This is a genomic window from Alphaproteobacteria bacterium (genome assembly GCA_030739735.1).
Taxonomy (GTDB): Bacteria; Pseudomonadota; Alphaproteobacteria; order UBA7887; family UBA7887; genus UBA7887.
Genome location: JASLYQ010000010.1, coordinates 21,251 through 37,690, shown reverse-complemented (window position 1 = coordinate 37,690; position 16,440 = coordinate 21,251). Strand labels below are relative to the sequence as shown.

Annotated in this window: 18 protein-coding genes; 15 read left to right on the top strand and 3 right to left on the bottom strand. The window is 61.3% G+C overall.

The genetic code is table 11. The features are described 5' to 3' along the window. The first annotated feature begins 164 nt into the window (after positions 1 to 164). From dctP to QF629_06675, 7 genes are all read left to right on the top strand, one after another. Positions 165 to 1,232: a TRAP transporter substrate-binding protein DctP gene (dctP, locus tag QF629_06705; GenBank protein MDP6013221.1), complete on the top strand. Its 1,068-nt coding sequence runs from the start codon at positions 165 to 167 to the stop codon at positions 1,230 to 1,232. A gap of 50 nt (positions 1,233 to 1,282) precedes the next feature. After that, positions 1,283 to 1,717: a TRAP transporter small permease subunit gene (locus tag QF629_06700; protein ID MDP6013220.1), complete on the top strand. Its 435-nt coding sequence runs from the start codon at positions 1,283 to 1,285 to the stop codon at positions 1,715 to 1,717. Continuing rightward, positions 1,714 to 3,000 carry a TRAP transporter large permease gene (locus QF629_06695; GenBank protein MDP6013219.1) on the top strand — a complete coding sequence of 429 codons (1,287 nt, stop codon included), beginning with the start codon at positions 1,714 to 1,716 and terminating at the stop codon, positions 2,998 to 3,000. The genes QF629_06700 and QF629_06695 overlap by 4 nt, the downstream gene beginning before the upstream one ends. A gap of 195 nt (positions 3,001 to 3,195) precedes the next feature. Next, positions 3,196 to 3,375 carry a hypothetical protein gene (locus tag QF629_06690; protein MDP6013218.1) on the top strand — a complete coding sequence of 60 codons (180 nt, stop codon included), beginning with the start codon at positions 3,196 to 3,198 and terminating at the stop codon, positions 3,373 to 3,375. Between the two features lie 18 nt (positions 3,376 to 3,393). Continuing rightward, the gene (locus tag QF629_06685) at positions 3,394 to 4,302 is read left to right on the top strand and encodes an SAM-dependent methyltransferase (GenBank protein ID MDP6013217.1); all 909 of its coding nucleotides are present in this window, start codon (positions 3,394 to 3,396) and stop codon (positions 4,300 to 4,302) included. A 37-nt stretch (positions 4,303 to 4,339) separates the two neighbouring features. Beyond that, on the top strand, positions 4,340 to 4,984 hold the full coding sequence (thrH, locus tag QF629_06680; protein MDP6013216.1) for a bifunctional phosphoserine phosphatase/homoserine phosphotransferase ThrH: 645 nt from the start codon (positions 4,340 to 4,342) through the stop codon (positions 4,982 to 4,984). Continuing rightward, a complete protein-coding gene (locus QF629_06675) occupies positions 4,984 to 5,613 on the top strand; it encodes a glutathione S-transferase (protein ID MDP6013215.1) in 630 nt (209 codons plus the stop codon). Before thrH ends, QF629_06675 begins: the two co-directional genes overlap by 1 nt. Before the next feature lie 41 nt (positions 5,614 to 5,654). On the opposite strand, the gene QF629_06670 is transcribed toward QF629_06675, so the two are convergent. Next, the gene (locus QF629_06670; GenBank protein MDP6013214.1) at positions 5,655 to 6,233 is read right to left on the bottom strand and encodes a TlpA disulfide reductase family protein; all 579 of its coding nucleotides are present in this window, start codon (positions 6,231 to 6,233) and stop codon (positions 5,655 to 5,657) included. Positions 6,234 to 6,272: 39 nt separating this feature from the next. Here QF629_06670 and argH point away from each other — a divergent pair, with 39 nt between their 5' ends. From argH to QF629_06650, 4 genes are read left to right on the top strand one after another with little or no spacing between them, the layout of a single operon-like run. Continuing rightward, the gene (gene argH / locus QF629_06665; GenBank protein ID MDP6013213.1) at positions 6,273 to 7,697 is read left to right on the top strand and encodes an argininosuccinate lyase; all 1,425 of its coding nucleotides are present in this window, start codon (positions 6,273 to 6,275) and stop codon (positions 7,695 to 7,697) included. Then, complete coding sequence (locus tag QF629_06660; protein ID MDP6013212.1) at positions 7,694 to 7,798, top strand: lipoprotein; 105 nt, start codon at positions 7,694 to 7,696, stop codon at positions 7,796 to 7,798. The genes argH and QF629_06660 overlap by 4 nt, the downstream gene beginning before the upstream one ends. Continuing rightward, positions 7,798 to 9,075, top strand: a complete 1,278-nt coding sequence (lysA, locus tag QF629_06655) for a diaminopimelate decarboxylase (GenBank protein ID MDP6013211.1) — start codon at positions 7,798 to 7,800, stop codon at positions 9,073 to 9,075. Before QF629_06660 ends, lysA begins: the two co-directional genes overlap by 1 nt. After that, positions 9,072 to 11,528: a TIGR02302 family protein gene (locus QF629_06650; protein MDP6013210.1), complete on the top strand. Its 2,457-nt coding sequence runs from the start codon at positions 9,072 to 9,074 to the stop codon at positions 11,526 to 11,528. The genes lysA and QF629_06650 overlap by 4 nt, the downstream gene beginning before the upstream one ends. A 7-nt stretch (positions 11,529 to 11,535) precedes the next feature. Here the strand turns inward: QF629_06650 and QF629_06645 are convergent, their stop codons facing one another. Then, a complete protein-coding gene (locus QF629_06645) occupies positions 11,536 to 12,288 on the bottom strand; it encodes a DUF3426 domain-containing protein (GenBank protein ID MDP6013209.1) in 753 nt (250 codons plus the stop codon). Between the two features lie 162 nt (positions 12,289 to 12,450). Between QF629_06645 and ftsE the strand changes: the two genes are divergently transcribed. From ftsE to QF629_06625, 4 genes are read left to right on the top strand one after another with little or no spacing between them, the layout of a single operon-like run. Beyond that, positions 12,451 to 13,113: a cell division ATP-binding protein FtsE gene (ftsE, locus tag QF629_06640; protein ID MDP6013208.1), complete on the top strand. Its 663-nt coding sequence runs from the start codon at positions 12,451 to 12,453 to the stop codon at positions 13,111 to 13,113. A gap of 2 nt (positions 13,114 to 13,115) precedes the next feature. Next, complete coding sequence (locus QF629_06635) at positions 13,116 to 13,985, top strand: cell division protein (protein ID MDP6013207.1); 870 nt, start codon at positions 13,116 to 13,118, stop codon at positions 13,983 to 13,985. Continuing rightward, positions 13,986 to 14,552: a YdcF family protein gene (locus QF629_06630; protein ID MDP6013206.1), complete on the top strand. Its 567-nt coding sequence runs from the start codon at positions 13,986 to 13,988 to the stop codon at positions 14,550 to 14,552. Next, positions 14,552 to 15,289: a lysophospholipid acyltransferase family protein gene (locus tag QF629_06625; GenBank protein ID MDP6013205.1), complete on the top strand. Its 738-nt coding sequence runs from the start codon at positions 14,552 to 14,554 to the stop codon at positions 15,287 to 15,289. Before QF629_06630 ends, QF629_06625 begins: the two co-directional genes overlap by 1 nt. Here the strand turns inward: QF629_06625 and argE are convergent. Beyond that, positions 15,255 to 16,418, bottom strand: coding sequence for an acetylornithine deacetylase (gene argE / locus QF629_06620; GenBank protein MDP6013204.1), 1,164 nt, complete (start codon positions 16,416 to 16,418; stop codon positions 15,255 to 15,257). The genes QF629_06625 and argE overlap by 35 nt on opposite strands. Positions 16,419 to 16,440: the final 22 nt, after the last annotated feature.

Here is a 16,440-nt window from a genome sequence, read left to right as displayed (position 1 = left end):
GACAAGTCATGCTACTGCTATTCTCTTTCCCCGCCGGGCCAGGCGTCTGGCAGTATGCGGGCTATGGTGCCGGAAGTGTCTACGTGGGTCAAAACGCCCTTTGCCGCCAACGGCGCCATTGTAATACTTTAGCGTGGCCGGACAGATCATCAATGGAGGACAAAATGTCGCGCAGCCTTATTCACGTCGCGGCCGTAGCCGTGCTTTGCAGCGCCGTATCGGCTCAGGTGGCCGAGGCCGCTCAAACCATGACGATCGCGCACCTCTACCCGGATAGCCTGGAAAACAATGAGGTCGCGCCCGCCTTGCACCACTTTGCCCGCTTGGTGGGCGAGCGCACGGGCGGCGAGGTGATAGTAGAGATATTCGGCAGCGGCGCGCTCGGTTCCGAGGTTGAAACCGGCAAGCAGGCTCAGAAGGGGCGCATCGTGCAGTCGGCGCTGCTCTCGTCCGGCGCCATGTCGTCGTTCTACAAGCGCTACCAAATTGTTGCCACACCGTTCTTGTTTGATTCCTACGCCCAAGCTTGGGGCTTTTTTGATTCCGCATGGTTCGCCGACTTCATGCGTCCGAGCGTTGCCGACACCGGCCTGCGCTATCTTGGCACCTTCGACGACGGTGGCGGGTTTGTCGCCATGACCAATAACAAGCGCCTGATCACCAGCGTCGAGGACTTCGCCGGCCTCAATATTCGTGTCGAGGAGAATCCGGCACATATCGCCACCATGCGTGCCTTAGGGGCCTCGGCCACGCCGCTGCCCTGGGGCGAGGTGATTACCGCGCTCACCACAGGGCTCGCTGACGGTCAGTTCAATGCGCCGGTGGTCTCGTTGGGCTTCAATCTGTGGGAGGTCAACGACTACACTACCTGGACCGGACATGTGTACAACACGATTACCTGGATGGTCAGTGAGGCCTGGCTCAACGAGTTGCCCGTCCAGCACCGTCACGCCGTCGTCGAATCGGCACGGGAATCGATTGCCATCGCCCATGGCATCGCCGCGCACCAGGCGGTGTTGGGCTGGGCTGTGTCGTGCCGCGAGTTCGAAGCCTGTCACGTGCTTGATGACGCCGAGCGCGGGCGTATGCGCGATATCACCCGCCCCGCTTTTAAGAGCTGGATCACCGAGGGTTTTGGCATTTCTGCGGCCGAGGTCGAGGCGCTTTGGTCGGAAGTCGAACGCGTCGGGGCCGAGTTAAGAAGCCAGAGTGTCGACACTTATCTGCGCTAGTCGTGTTCGCCCGCCTGAGATTGTTCAGCGACCGCCTGGATAGGGCGGTGATGGTGCTGTGTGGCGTGCTGATCGCGATCATGTTCTCCATATCGCTGTACGGCATCGCTTGGCAGATCGTGACCGGCCACGCCCTGACCTGGGGCACGTCTCTGGCGCGCCTGATCCTACCCTGGATCGCGATGCTAAGCGTCACCGTTGCCTTCAAGCGTGGCGAGCATATTGCCATGGTAATGTTTGCTGCGCGACTACCGATGCCTGTGCGACGTCAGTTTTCGGCGATCGGGCTGCTTCTGGTTGCCGGCTTCTGCCTGGCATTGGTTTGGTACGGCTTTGGCTTCTTCGTCGATTCCAACGAACTGATTATGGTCTCAGACTTTCTGCAGGTGCCGGCGCGATGGGTCACGGCTTCGGTGCCGGTGGCGGGACTGGTGCTGTTCGTGCACCTGGTGCAAGGCTCGTTGCTTCTGGGAGCTGATCTGTGAGCTGGGCGCTCGGCGTTTTCGTGGGCCTGCTTGTCGTCGGCGTGCCGATCGGGCTGGTGATGGTCGTTTCCGGTCTGGTTGGGGCTGTCTCGATCGGTGGCCTAGGCTATCTCGAGATCGTGGCCGACCGCTTCTTTTCCGGGGTCTCGGGCTTCGTGCTGATTGCCGTGCCCTACTTCGTCTTCACGGCCGAGATTATGAATCGTTCGGGACTGACCGAGCGCATGGTTGCCTTCGCTAACAGCCTGTTTGGGAAGCTCCCCGGCGCGCTCAGCCACGTCAATATCGTGGTTAGCGTCTTTTTCGCAGGCATCACCGGTGCGGCTGTTACCGACACGGTTGCCATCGGCAAGACCCTGATCCCGACCATGAAGCGCGAGGGCTATGGTGCCGCCTACAGTGCTGCGGTCACGGCCTGCTCGTCGATTATCGGGCCGATTATCCCACCGAGCGTGATCATGATCGTCTATGCGACGACGCTGCGCGACATCTCGGTGTTACAGCTCTTCGCGGCGGGCATCGTGCCGGGACTGCTGATGGCGGCCGCGCTGCTGGTGGCCAGCGGTTGGGTGTCGTGGCGGCGCGGCTATGCCGGCCATGAGGAGATCCGCATACGGCGCATCCTAGTTACGGGGATTGCTACGCTGCCCGCCTTCGGCATTCCGATTATAATCGTTGGTGGCATTCTTGGCGGCCTCACGACCCTGACCGAGGCCGGAGCGCTGGGAGCAGCCTATTCTCTAGCGCTTGGCCTCTTCGCCTATCGCAGCCTCGATCGCGCTGCCTTGCGCGAGGCTCTGGTGAACACGGTGAGCTTCTCTGGCGTGGTGTTCCTGCTGCTCGGCGCCTCGACCGTGCTCGGCTGGGCCGTGACGCGCTCCGGCGTGGCCCGCGAGGCGGCCGAGGCCATTCGACTCGTCAGCACCGATCCCGTTGTGCAGATCCTGGTCGTTGATCTCTTGCTGATCGCGCTTGGCATGGTCATCGACGTGTTGCCGGCGGTGGTCGTGGCCGCGCCGGTGCTGGCCCCGGCGATGGTCAGTCTCGGATTCGATCCGCTGCATTTCGGCATGGTCATGCTGCTGGCGCTGAATCTCGGCAATATCACGCCGCCAGTGGGCATGACGCTGATGACAGCGACGCGCATCGCCGAAGTGCCTTACGAGGCGGTGATCAAAGAATCGGCCCCGTTTCTCGCCAGCCACCTGGTGGTCATCGTGCTAGCGAGCCTCAGCCCTGCGCTCGTTCTGTGGTTTCCACGGTTGATAGGCGCGATCGCATAACCGCATTGTAAAACCACATAAGGCGTATGGAGAATGTTATGCGTAGCCTCGCGATCATCGCCGCCTGTCTCTTTGCCATCCTACCGGCCATGCGACTGACGAGGCCCGGCGGCACCGGCGCCGGAGGAGATATTTTCCGACTACGAACCAAAGCTGACGCAGGATACGCTTTTTCAATATAGGCCGATGCTGGCCATGGATTTTCTGCTTTCGTCGTCAGCGGATGAGACGAGGCGCGCGCTGCTGCCGGACCTCGGGCGTGTCGAACTGCGTCTTGCCAGGTTTCTGTTCCGTCATGTGTACGTCATGGGATCGAGCCACCACTTCTATGTCTTGCCGCCACAGCAGATGATCGTCACGGTAGGTGGGGGGTAGAAGGCGGGGAGTAGAGTGATGACTATTCGGGGAATCGGACAACCGGACGACAGTCCGATCAGCAAGAGCGCCATGCTCATATCCACGGCCTGTGCCGTGGTCAGTAAGGATCCGGTTTACGCTGAGATGTTCCGGGACCCCTTTGCTGAGCGCTTCGCCACAGCGATTTCGGCCGAGGCTGGGCCCGTGCTCGCAACACTCGACGATGCCAAGGCGCGTGCCACCTTCATCGCCGAGTGGGAAGAGGGCATGGACGGCCTGATCACCCATGTCGTGTACCGCAAGCCCTGGATCGAAGGAGCCGTACGTGACGCCTTGGCGGACGGCATGCGGCAATTGGTGATCTTCGGGGCCGGTTGCGACACGCTGTCACTCCGCCTTGCCGATGAGCTCGCGGATTTGCCCGTGTTCGAGGTTGACCAACAGGACGTTATTACCTTTCGCGACCGCGTACTCGCCGATGGCGACGGAGTGCCTACTGGCGTATGCCGCGTCGGCATAGATTTCAGGCGTCAAACTGTGTGCGAGGGTCTCTACGGCGCGGGCTACCATCGCACTTTGCCGACGATTTTTGTGGCGGAGGGTGTGATGGAATATCTGACCCCGCACGAGGTCGAGTCTATCTTCGCCTTGGTTCGCGATCACGCGCCGATAGGCAGCCGCTTCGCCTTTACTTTTCTGGCGCGTTCCGTCTACGCGGATGAGAGCTTCGATTCACTGCGGGCGGAGCTCGATCGCGGCGGTGAGACCCTGCAGTTTGGTCTCATGCCGGAGCAGCTCGACGATTTCCTGGCGGCATACGGGATGCGTCGCCTGGCATTCGACACGCCAGAAAGCCTTGACGAGAAGATGCGCCGAAACCTCAACGTCCCGGTTGGTGTCATCCCCGGCTTTCATTTCGTGGCTGTCGAAACCGTTTCGGCCTGATAGAACTCCGCGGTCTCATCTGCAAAGGGATTTATCGTTGTTCGTAGCCTGTCTCGACATGGAGGGCGTGTTGACGCCCGAGATCTGGGTTGGTCTGGCCAAGCGCACCGGCATCGAAGCCCTGTGCCGCACGACACGTGACGAGCCCGATTACGATGTGTTGATGCGGTACCGTTTCTCGGTGTTGCGTGAGAATGGCCTGGGCTTTGAGGATTTGCGTAGCGTCGCGGCTTCACTCGATCCCTTGGCTGGTGCTTGCGAGTTTGTCGACTGGTTGCATGGGCGCTGCCAGGTGACCGTGCTGTCGGACACTTTCTACGAGTTGGCGCAGCCGCTGGTGGCTAAGCTCGGCCATCCCATGCTCATGTGCCACCACCTGACCTTCGACAATGTTGGCGCCCTCGACGGCTACCGGCTGCGCCAGGTTGACCCCAAGCGTCAGGCGGTGCAGGCCTTTCAGACGCTGAACTTTCGTACCGTCGCCGTCGGTGATTCCTACAATGACACCGCCATGCTACGGCAAGCGGATACGGGTATCCTGTTCCGTGCGCCAGAGATAGTGAGAAGTGAATTTCCACACTTTCCGGCCCACGAGGACTACGATGGCCTGAAAGCTGAGATTGAAAAGGCGCTGAGGGACGACGAGGCGGCGGCGTCATTGGCAAGAACGGGGACCGAGTGATGAAGCTTTACGAATTCAAGGCGGCGCCCAATCCGCGCCGGGTTCGCATCTTTCTTGCGGAGAAGGGCATCGATGTGCCGACAGTGCAGATTGACTTGCAGAACCGCGAGCAGCACACGCCTGAATTTCTGGCACGCAATCCCATGGGCGGCGTGCCTTGTCTTGAGCTTGATGACGGCGGCCATATCTCTGAATCCGTTGCCATCTGCCGCTATTTCGAGGGACTGCAGCCCGAGCCGTGTCTGATGGGGGCCATGCCGGAGGAGGCCGCGCGCATTGAGATGTGGAATCGCCGCATGGAGCTTGACGGCATGGCCGCGGCTGGCGAGGCTTTTCGCAACTCGGTGCCAGCTTTTGCTGATCGGGCGTTGCCTGGTATCGATCCGGTGGCGCAGATTCCGGATCTGGCCCAACGTGGCAAGGAGCGCTTGTCCCGTTTCTATGAGAGACTTGACGAGGTTTTGGCCAAGACCCCCTATGTGGCTGGCGAGAGCTATTCGATTGCCGACATTACGGCACTAGTGGCCATCGACTTTGCGGGCTGGATCAAGATTCAGCCCGCCGAGTCGTTGGTCAATATCGCCGGCTGGTACGGCCGCGTCTCATCTCGCCCCTCCGCTTCGGCTTGATCCGGAACATACAAATTTAAAATCGGATTTTAGATTTGCGACTACTTCGCTGTTAGAACTTGGAAATAGGCGATTACCTCAGGGGCATCCCATTCGGCGATTCCTTCGAGGCGGGCGATTTCCTGACCGTCGCGATCGAGCAGAATAGTGAGGGGCAGGCCGCGCTCAACCAGCATTCCGGCTGCGCTGAAGGTAGGGTCGAGGTAGAGGGCGAGATTGGCGAAGCCCTTTTCCTCCCAGAAGGGGCCGGCCACCGCCATGCCACCACGGTTCTGGTTAAGAGCCACGACTTTGAGGTCCTCTACGGTGCCCGCAAGCGCATCGAGCATAGGCATCTCGCGCAGGCACGGAGCGCACCAGGTGGCCCAGAGATTGACCAGCGTTATGCCGCCTGTGAAGTCGCCGAAGCTTGCCGGTGTCTTGTCAGGCGCCGCAAAGGCGATCTCGGGCAAGGGTTTTGGCGCGTCGTGCCAGATGAACGGGAGCAATCTCCCGGCTGGGCGCGGGAACAATTCGCTTGTCACAGGGGTTGATCCCTCGAACTTTCCGGCGAGAATGGCTGTCACCGCGATGGCGACGACCGCGAGTGCTGCAAGGGCTGTGCGTTTGCCTGTTAGCATCGGTATTCACTCCCACGCCAGCGAGACCGGAGACCGGCCATGAGCCAAGATGACAACACCCCCCCGGCGCCGCCCGCTGGCGATAGCGCGCGGACGATGTGGGGCGGCCACTTCAAAAGCGGGCCAGCCGACATCATGGCTCGCATAAACCCGTCTGTCGCGTTCGACAAGCGTCTCTATGCTCAGGACATCGCCGGTTCGCGCGCTCATGCCGAGATGCTGGTGGCCGTCGGCATTCTCGATGCCGCCGACGGCGCCGCTATCCAGGAGGGGCTCGACAGCGTCGAGGCGGAGATCGAGGCCGGCGATTTTACCTTCGATCCTGCTCTCGAGGACGTGCATCTCAATATCGAGGCACGGCTAACGGAGCTTATCGGCGAAGCTGGCAAGCGGCTGCACACTGCGCGCTCGCGCAACGACCAAGTGGCGACCGATTTTAAGCTCTGGGTGCGCGAGGCCATTGCAGATTGTGATGCTGCGCTCTGCGACCTGCAAGCCGCGCTGCTGCGGCGAGCGGAAGAGCATGCGGACTCGGTCATGCCCGGCTTCACTCATTTGCAGCCGGCCCAGCCTGTCACGCTCGGCCACCATCTGATGGCCTACGTGGAGATGTTTGGGCGCGACCGGGGTCGGCTAGCCGACGCCAGAACCAGGTTAAATCAATGCCCACTCGGCGCCGCGGCACTCGCCGGCACATCGTTTCCCATCGACAGGGAGATGACGGCGAAGGCGCTCGGTTTCGCTGCGCCGACCGAGAATTCCATCGATTCCGTCTCTGACCGGGACTTCGCCCTGGAGGTCTTGGCGGCTGCCTCCATTGCAGCGATGCACCTATCGCGCCTGGCAGAGGAGTTGGTGGTTTGGTCGAGCCCGGGCTTTGCCTTCGTGAAGCTCAGTGAGGCCTTCACCACGGGTTCCAGCATCATGCCGCAAAAGCGCAATCCCGATGCAGCTGAGCTGGTGCGCGGCAAGAGCGGTCGGATCTTGGGCGCTTTCACATCTTTACTGGTGGCGCTAAAGGGCTTGCCCTTGGCCTATTCCAAGGACATGCAGGAGGACAAGGAGCCGGTTTTCGATGCGCTTGATACGCTTGTTCTTTGTACCCGGGCGGCGGCTGGCATGATCGGTGATATGCGGATCGACGAAGCGCGCATGCATGCGATGGCGGGGGTCGGCTACACCACCGCGACCGATCTGGCTGATTGGCTGGTGCGGATGCTTGGCATGCCCTTCCGTCAGGCCCATGGTGTGACCGGACGCCTGGTGCGCCTAGCAGAGGAGCGGGATTGTGACCTTGCAGACTTGCCCCTGGACGTCATGCAGGGTGTAGAGGCTGCCATAGACGAGCGCGTGTTCGAGGTGCTCGGAGTCACGCGGTCGGTGGTGAGCCGTGTGAGCTATGGCGGCACGGCGCCTGATCAGGTGCGGGGCGCAATTGAGCGGACGCGGAAGCGTTGGCGATGAGCCGCCGCCGCGTTCTCCTCGGTCTGCTGGCCTCGGCACTAATCGTCGCCTGCGGCCGCAAGGGTGATCCCAAGTCGCCGTCGAACGAGGACGAGCGTTAGTGGACTATTTCGCCTATCGTAACGGCGTGCTGCACGCCGAATCCGTGCCGCTTACCGCCATTGCCGATGCATTAGGCACCCCTTGCTATTGTTATTCTACCGCTACTATCAGCCGCCATTACCGGGTCATAGCCGATGCCTTTGCCGGGCGTGACGCGTTGGTTGCCTATTCCGTTAAGGCGAACGGAAATTTGGCCGTCATCGCCACTCTGGCAAGGCTTGGCGCCGGCGCGGATGTGGTTTCGGAAGGCGAAATTCGCCGCGCGCTTGCTGCCGGCGTGGCGCTGGAGAAGATCGTTTATTCTGGGGTCGGCAAGACGCGCGAGGAAATGGCCTTCGCCTTGTCCTCCGGGGTGACGCATTTCAACGTCGAATCCGAGCCCGAGCTGGTGGCCTTGTCGGAAACTGCCGCTTCACTGTCGACGACGGCGCTGGTCGCGCTACGTGTTAATCCGGATGTGGACGCCGGCTCGCACGACAAGATTTCGACCGGCCGTCGCCGTGATAAGTTCGGTGTTGCCATCGGGCAAGCGCCCGCCCTCTATGCTGCTGCAGCAGCATTACCAGGGCTGGAGGTGGATGGTGTTGACGTGCATATCGGCTCGCAGCTGACTGATCTTGAGCCATTTCGCCGTGCGTTTGAGTGTGCCATAGATCTCGTGCAATCCTTACGCGCCGACGGCCATGTTATTCGTCGGCTCGACCTCGGTGGTGGCCTTGGCATTCCTTACGGCGACGAGACGCCGCCATCGCCGGCGGCTTATGCTGAGATGGTCTTCGCGCTCACCGAAGGGCTCGATTGCCGCATCGTGCTGGAGCCGGGACGCGTGATTGTCGGGAATGCGGGCATCTTGCTGGCACGGGTGATTTACGTGAAGGAGACCGAAGAGCGGCGTTTCATCATCGTTGATGCGGCTATGAATGATCTCGTACGCCCGGCAATGTACGGCGCTCAACACGCCATCGCGGCGGTTGCGCAACCCACCGCCGATGTGCCCTTCGAACCAGCCGATGTGGTCGGCCCGGTTTGTGAATCCGGTGATACCTTTGCCACGCAGATGCCTTTGCCGCCGCTTTCCGCGGGTGATCTGATCGCCTTTCGCTCGGCCGGCGCCTATGGCGCGGTCATGGCCTCGACCTATAACGGCCGTTTGCTGGTTCCGGAAGTTTTGATCGACGGTGAGCGCTGGGCAGAAGTGCGTCCGCGCATGAAATATGAGACACTTCTTGGCTTGGATTGCTTGCCGGACTGGTTGCAAGAAGGCACAACGCCGTGAAGCGTCGTGGCCCAGCGGCCATGCCGGGACTTCGGCGCAAGGTAGCGCTAAGCCGTGCCGCACTGGCGTGGGAGCGTATTGTGCCGGCCCTATTGCCAGGATTCGGTGTGATCGGTGGCTTTGCGGTGATTACCGTATTCGGGCTTTGGATCTATCTTCCCGGCTGGCTCCATGCGCTTGGTCTCGTGGCCTTTGCCGGCGCTCTCGTTTGGACGCTGTGGCGCGGGCGTGGTGCTTTCCTGCTGCCGGCGCGTGAAGCCGGCATCCGTCGTCTTGAGCGCGTCAGCGTTATCGATCATCGCCCCTTGTCGACCGTGCTTGATCGCCCGGCGCAGGCGGACGATCCAGTAACATGGGCGGTCTGGCGCAGTCATGTCCGGCGCATGGAGACGCTGCTCAGCAAGTTGCACGTCGGCTGGCCAGAAAGCGCGCTCTGGCGGCGTGATCCCTTCGCCCTGCGCGCGGTCATCGTCTTGCTTATGCTGGTTGGAGTGTTGAGCGCCGGTGACCACTTGAGCGCCCGCTTGGGCGAAGCGCTTACGCCCGATATGTCGGTCTTCACGGCGGTCGGACCGGGCAAACTGACTGCATGGATAGATCCGCCGGATTATACAGGTCTCGCACCCGTTTTCCTTACCGAGGCACGAGATATCGGTGTTGACGAATCTCCGGTCCAGGGGGATGGCGCGCCAATTGCCGTCGTTGCCGGCAGCGTGCTGGTGGCGCGCGTGCATGGTGGTGGCCATCTTCCCACGCTGTGGCATGGCGGTTCTGCAGCGGAGTTCGCCGCGGAAAGCGATACGGAATTCGCTCTTGATGTAACACTCGAAGACGATGCCTCACTGACGATTACTCAGGGAAAGCATTTTCTTGCTAAGTGGAGCCTACGTATCGTTCATGATATGCCACCGACGGTGACAATGACCGATAATCCGGAGGCAACGCGGCGCAGCGTGCTAACTCTTGCCTATAAGGCAAGTGACGATTTCGGTCTGGCGGCGGTTATCGCCGACATCGACCGGCCCGGAGAAACAAGCTCTCCTGTAGCGACCGCGGTCAGCCTAATCCTGCCGCTTCCAGGGGTGGCGCCGGCCGAAGCGGCGGGTACGAGCTACCACGACCTTACTGCTCATCCTTGGGCCGGTATGCCGGTCAACTTTGTCCTACGTGCCAAGGATACTGGTGGGCAGACGGGCGAGGCGCCGGTCTGGAACATGGTGCTACCAGAGCGGGAGTTTCGTCATCCGGTGGCGGTGGCGATCGTAGAGCAGCGGCGAGTTTTGGCTTTATCCCCTGATCAGTCCGCGCTCGTGCAAATCGGACTCGGCGATATCGCCAATGACCCTTTGAGTTATGCCGAGGATACCGTGGTCTTTCTCGGTCTGACGATGGCCGCAGAGCGCCTGCTTCTGATGCAAGAGGGCGATGGTTTGCGCGAGGTGGTCGACCTTTTGTGGGATATTGCACTGCGGGTAGAGGACGGGGCCTTGTCGCTGGCGGAGGACGCCCTTCGTGATGCGGAGGAGGCATTGCGCGAGGCCCTGGCTGGGGACGCCGACGGCAAAGACCTAGCTGAGCTGATGGAGCGGCTCAAGGACGCCCTCGACGAATACCTCGAGGCTCTCGCGGAGGCTGGCGAAAACCAGTCACCGCTCGATCCGAGCATGCAGGCGACCGATCCCAACGCCAACGCTCTCGATCGTGAGGACTTGCACGCTATGATCGACCAGGCCCGTGATATGGCGTTTACCGGCGCGCCAGAAGCCGCACAGGAAATGCTCAATGAGCTTCAGCGCATGCTTGAGAACCTGCAATCGCAGAGCCAACTGCCGCAAGTCCGCGACGGCGAGGGCGATCCGATTCTGCGCGAATTGCAGCAGATCATGTCCGATCAGAACCAGCTGATGAACGAGACCTTGGAACAGGCGCAGTCGGGCAGGCGCGGGCGGCGCGACGACGACGGGCAGGGGGGAGGAGAGTCCGGCGCCGAAGTGCAGGAGTCGCTGCGGCGCGAGCTTGGCAACGTCATGCGCGGGGTCGGTGAGGAAGGTGGCTCTATCCCGGGTGGCCTCGGCCGGGCCGAGCGCGCCATGCGCGAGGCGCGCGAACAATTGCGTGGCGGGCGCCCGGATCGTGCCGTCGGCTCCCAGGCCGAGGCCTTGCAGCAATTGCAAGAAGGAGCCGGCGAGATCATCGAGCGCATGATGAGCCAGGGCGAGGGCTGGCAACCGGGCGACCAGGGCTACCAGCGCTCCAACGAAGGGGGGCGCGATCCCCTCGGCCGCGTGCCGCCGAACAATCGCGGCAATGCTATCGGTCGGGTCGATATTCCCGAGGCCTCCGACGTGCAGCGTAGCCGTGAGATCCTCGACGAGCTATATCGCCGCTCGGGCGAGCGCAGCCGCTCGCAGGACGAGCGTGATTACATTCAGAGATTGCTGCGCTGGTATTGAGCTAAAGTTACTGAGCTGGTGAGCTTTCCTGCGATGGCGCCGCTTCGGTTGGCGTCTCCGTAAAGCCCAAGACCGCATCCCTCGCCGCATTCGGCGGCGATTCGTGGATTGTGCGGAAGGAGACCGTCTCCGAGGGCATCATCTTGAGATCGGTGGCTTGGAAGAGCCAACCGCCCAGGTCCGTATCCTGGTCGTCGCGTAGTACCACGCGGACCATCGGCACGGTTCGGGCGTGGCTTGAGATATTGACGACGTCGCCGAGGATAATCAGCCGCGAGCCATTGGGAGCGGGTTCGAATCGAGCTTCGATATTTCGAATCTCCAACCCTTCGCCGAGCTCCGTGATGGGCAGGCCGACCATGGCATAAAGCTGTTTTGCAGGCGGCCAAGTGGCGATAACGCTATCCGAAAGCAGTGCCAACCCTGCTATCAGGGCGACGAGCATACTGACCAGGGCTGGCCAGCTGATCCAGGAGCCGCCGCCGTTTTGGCTTGCGCGAATTGCGCCGCCGCCGATGATTCCAACCGGTGGCATATTGTCGTCCGAGCCTTCGTCAGAGGCCACCTTGCCAAACGTGGCGTCGATATCGTCCTTCGCATTCTCCTGGCTAGCCACGGCCACAACCTTTTCGGTGGCGTCAGGCGCTTCTTCGAACCAGTCGTGTTTACATTTGCTGCAGCGCAGCCTGCGACCGCCGCTGGCGAACGCCTCGTCAACAACGAAAAACCGGGTGGAACAAGAAGGACAGCTCAGAATCATGTCATTTCTCCGGCGAGATTGTCTCCTCAGCCGGCATAAAGCAGCGCGATCATAGCCGCTTTTCTTGGGCTCCGATAGATGGCAGCTGCTGAGCTCTGGACTGGGGTCCGGCGTGTGTGCGACTCTGGCCCTCTGCTTGGTCGGTGGGGGAGGCCGCGCGAGGTGGTCCGCTTCGAGAATGTCGGCATGCGATACGGTCTTGGTCCGGAAGTGTTGCAGGACATCTCCTTTACTCTGGAGCAAGGGAGTTTCCATTTTCTTACGGGCGCCAGTGGCGCGGGGAAGTCGTCACTGCTTCGCCTGCTCTATCTGGAGCACCGGCCGTCACGGGGCCTGATAAGCGTCTTTGACGAGGATGTGGTTTCCGCTGACCGTAATACGCTTGCCGGCCTGCGGCGGCGGATCGGTGTAGTCTTTCAGGATTTTCGCCTACTCGACGATCTCACGGCGCGCGACAATGTGGCACTACCGTTGCATGTGGTGGGTACACGCGAATCGGAGATTACTGCGCCGGTGGAGGAATTGCTCGACTGGGTCGGTCTCGGCGATCGCATGGAGGCTTACCCGCCAACCCTCTCGGGCGGCGAGAAGCAGCGCCTGGCCATCGCCAGAGCCGTGGTGCGACGGCCCATGCTGTTGGTGGCGGACGAGCCTACTGGCAATGTAGATGCGGCCAATGGAGAGCGTTTGATGCGTCTTTTCGAGGCCCTGAACGAGCTCGATACCTCCGTCGTGATCGCCACTCACGACGAGGCGTTGGCGCGTGACCGCGGTCATTCGCGGCTGCACCTCTCTGCCGGGCGTCTCGTCAGTGAGGCGTTATAGTAATGGCTCAGGTGGTCCCGCCGCTATCATTTGACCGCGAAGGTAGCAACCTCTTCTTGCCTTGGACAATTGGCCTCAAGACGTTCTTCGCGGCCTTGGCTGTGGCTGCGCTTATGTCACTCGAGCATGCTATCGTATATTGGCAGTCAGGCGATTTTGCGGTGGTCACGATCGAGCTTCCCGCTACTGCCGATACGGCGATGGTGAACGATGCGCTCGAAGTGATGCAGCGCACCATCGGTATCGAAACGGCGGAGCCAATACCGCCCGCGCGCGTTGCCGCACTTATTGAGCCCTGGATCGGCCAGGACAACCTGCCAGCCGATCTGCCGTTGCCGGTTCTGATTGATGTATCCGTCGTCCCCAGGGCCTTGGTTGATTGGCAGGAAGTTAGTGCCAGGCTTGCCAACGTAGTGCCGGAGGCCTCTCTCGATACCGGCAAGGCCTGGGTCGAAAGGCTTATCGACTTGGCGCGTCTGGCCCAGCTGGTTGCGGGGGCCATGTTGCTACTGATTGCCGGCGTCGGCGTGCTCACGGTTATCTTTGCAACCCGTGCGGGCCTGGCGGCGCAGCGCTCCATGATTGAGCTGCTGCATCTTCTGGGCGCCAACGATCACTATATCGCGCGCCATTTTCAGCGCCATGCCCTGTGGTTGGGTTTGCGCGGTGGCACTTGCGGCGTGTTGTTCGCCTTTGCCGCACTCTTCGGCCTCAGCCATGTCGGCGGTCGTATCGATGCGCCGTTGTTGCCGGAGCTTTCGCTTGGTATTTTTGGGTTATCCGTTCTGGTAGTGTTGCCGTTTCTTACCGGCATCATTGCCATGTATTCAGCGCGGCTGACGGTGCTACGCTCTCTGGCCAGGATGCCTTGAATGCGGTTTGTTAGTCTCAGCATTCTTGCATTACTACTGGTTGGCACAATCGGCCTGGCGCGATTCGTTACCGGTTTGCCGACAGCGGTAAGTATTCCGGATCAAAAGAGCGATGCCATCATTGTGCTCACGGGCGGTAGTGGACGCCTTGTCGAAGGGCTGGAACTACTGGAGCGGGGCCTCGGTGATAAACTCTTCGTCTCGGGCGTCTACCGCGGCGTCGATGTCGAGGAGTTACTGCGCGTGGCTCGGGCCGATGGTGGCAGTGACAACGTCGCGCGCGTCGCTCTGGGCCATGAGGCGGACGATACTCGGGGCAATGCCATGGAGACGGCCGCATGGATGTCGAAGCAGAGCTACGGCAGCCTGAGACTGGTTACCGCCGCTTATCACATGCCGCGCAGCCTGTTGGAGTTTCACCGTGCGATGCCTGAGATTACCCTTATCGCTCATCCGGTGTTTCCTGATAGCGTGCCCCTTCGCGATTGGTGGCGCCATCCCGGCACGCTGATGCTGCTGGTCTCCGAATATGGCAAATATCTGCTGTCGCGCTTCGTTATTCGTTGATGCTTATCCGGTCTCTCCTTTTTAATCTCAGCTTCTTCGGCCTCACGATACTGCTGGCTCTTTTGCTGTTTCCGGCGTTGCTGCTGCCGCGGCAGATCTTTCTGCGCACGGTCCGGTTTTGGGCCTGGGCTGTGGACTACCTGCTATGCCACGTTGTCGGCGCCAACATCGAGGTGCGCGGCACGGCGCGTTTGCGGGGCCCGTGCCTAGTAGCTTGCAAGCATCAATCAGCCTGGGAGACCATCGCGCTCAACCGCATCATCGCGGATCCCTGCTTCATTCTGAAGCGCGAACTGACCTGGATCCCTTTCTTTGGCTGGTATCTCGTCAAAACGGGGCAGGTGGCGGTCGATCGCGCGACCGGCCCACGCGCCCTGAAAGCCATGCTGCACGATGTCGAGGCGGCGGTGGCAGGTGGCCGGCAGCCCGTCATTTTCCCGGAAGGGACGCGCGTGCCGCCGGGTGAGAGCCAGCCCTACCATCCAGGCGTGGCAGCGCTCTACCGCCATCTTGGCGTGCCCGTGGTGCCGGTGGCGGTCAACTCCGGGCTGACCTGGGGGAGACGGGCTTTCCTTAAGCGATCGCGGCGACTCATTCTTAGCGCACTCGAGCCGATTCCACCGGGACTTGATCGCACGGCATTTATGAGTCGGCTTGAGGCTGTGATCGAGGGCGAAACCCGTGCGCTGGAAGAGGAAGCCCTCAGCGCCGAACGTGATCGACCAGGCGCTCCATAAACGTGATGCAGGCTTCGACTTGAGACATATCGATATATTCATCGGCCTTGTGCGCCTGCAGGATGCTGCCGGGCCCGCAAACCACCGTCGGAACGCCGCCGCCGGCGAACAGGCCGCCTTCGGTGCCGAAAGACACGGAACCGGTAGGGCCGTTAAAGCCGGCGAGCTTGCGGGCCAGGGCTTCGGCAGGCGAATCGACCGTTGGCGCCAAGGCTTCCATGGACACGGTCGCTTGCGTCACGATATTCGCCTCGGGTGCGACGGCATGCATTTCCGGCAACACTTCGTCGTTGATGAAGGTCTGAAAAGGTGCCAGGAACTCGCGCTCCAGATCCGTGCTGGGAAGGCTGCGAACCTCCCAGATGAAGCGGCAGCGCCGCGCCAGGATGTTGCTTGCCGTGCCGCCTTCGACAACGCCCACATGCAAGGTGTCGTAAGGGGGGTCAAAGCCGTCGTCCCGGCGGGTCCAGGCTTGGCGCATCAGACCGTCGAGGAAGGCGATCAGGCGGCCGGCAACAAGATTCGCACTGACGCCCTTGTCGGTGTGGGCAGAGTGGGCCTCGCGCCCAGTTACTTCCGTTACGAAACGATTGCCACTCTTATGGCGGTCAACGACCCTCATCAGGGTCGGCTCGCCGACAATCACCGCCATGGGTGTGAAAGGTGCCGCCTTGAGCAGTTCGACCAACCGCGGCGCACCGAGGCAGCCCACCTCCTCATCATAGGAGAGCGCAAGATGCACGGGAATACGCGGCCGCGCGGCGATGAGATCGGGCACCGCGGTAAGGGCGACCGCAATGAAGCTCTTCATGTCGGCGGTGCCGCGCCCGAACAGGCAATCGTTGCGTTCAACCATGATGAAGGGGTCGTCAGTCCAGTCCTGGTCATCTACCGGTACCACGTCCGTATGTCCCGACAGCACAATGCCGCCATCGGCTTCGTCGCCGATGGTAGCGAACAGATTCGCCTTCCTGCCTTCGTCGTCAAATATTCGCGTCGATTCGATGCCGTGGCCGGCCAGATAGTTAGCGACGAAGTCGATCAGCGCCAGGTTCGACTTGTGGCTGGTGGTATCGAACGACACCAGGCGGGCGATCATCTCGGTGGGGCTGAGGATTTGACCAGTCATCAATGTCCAAGGGTGCAGGTGT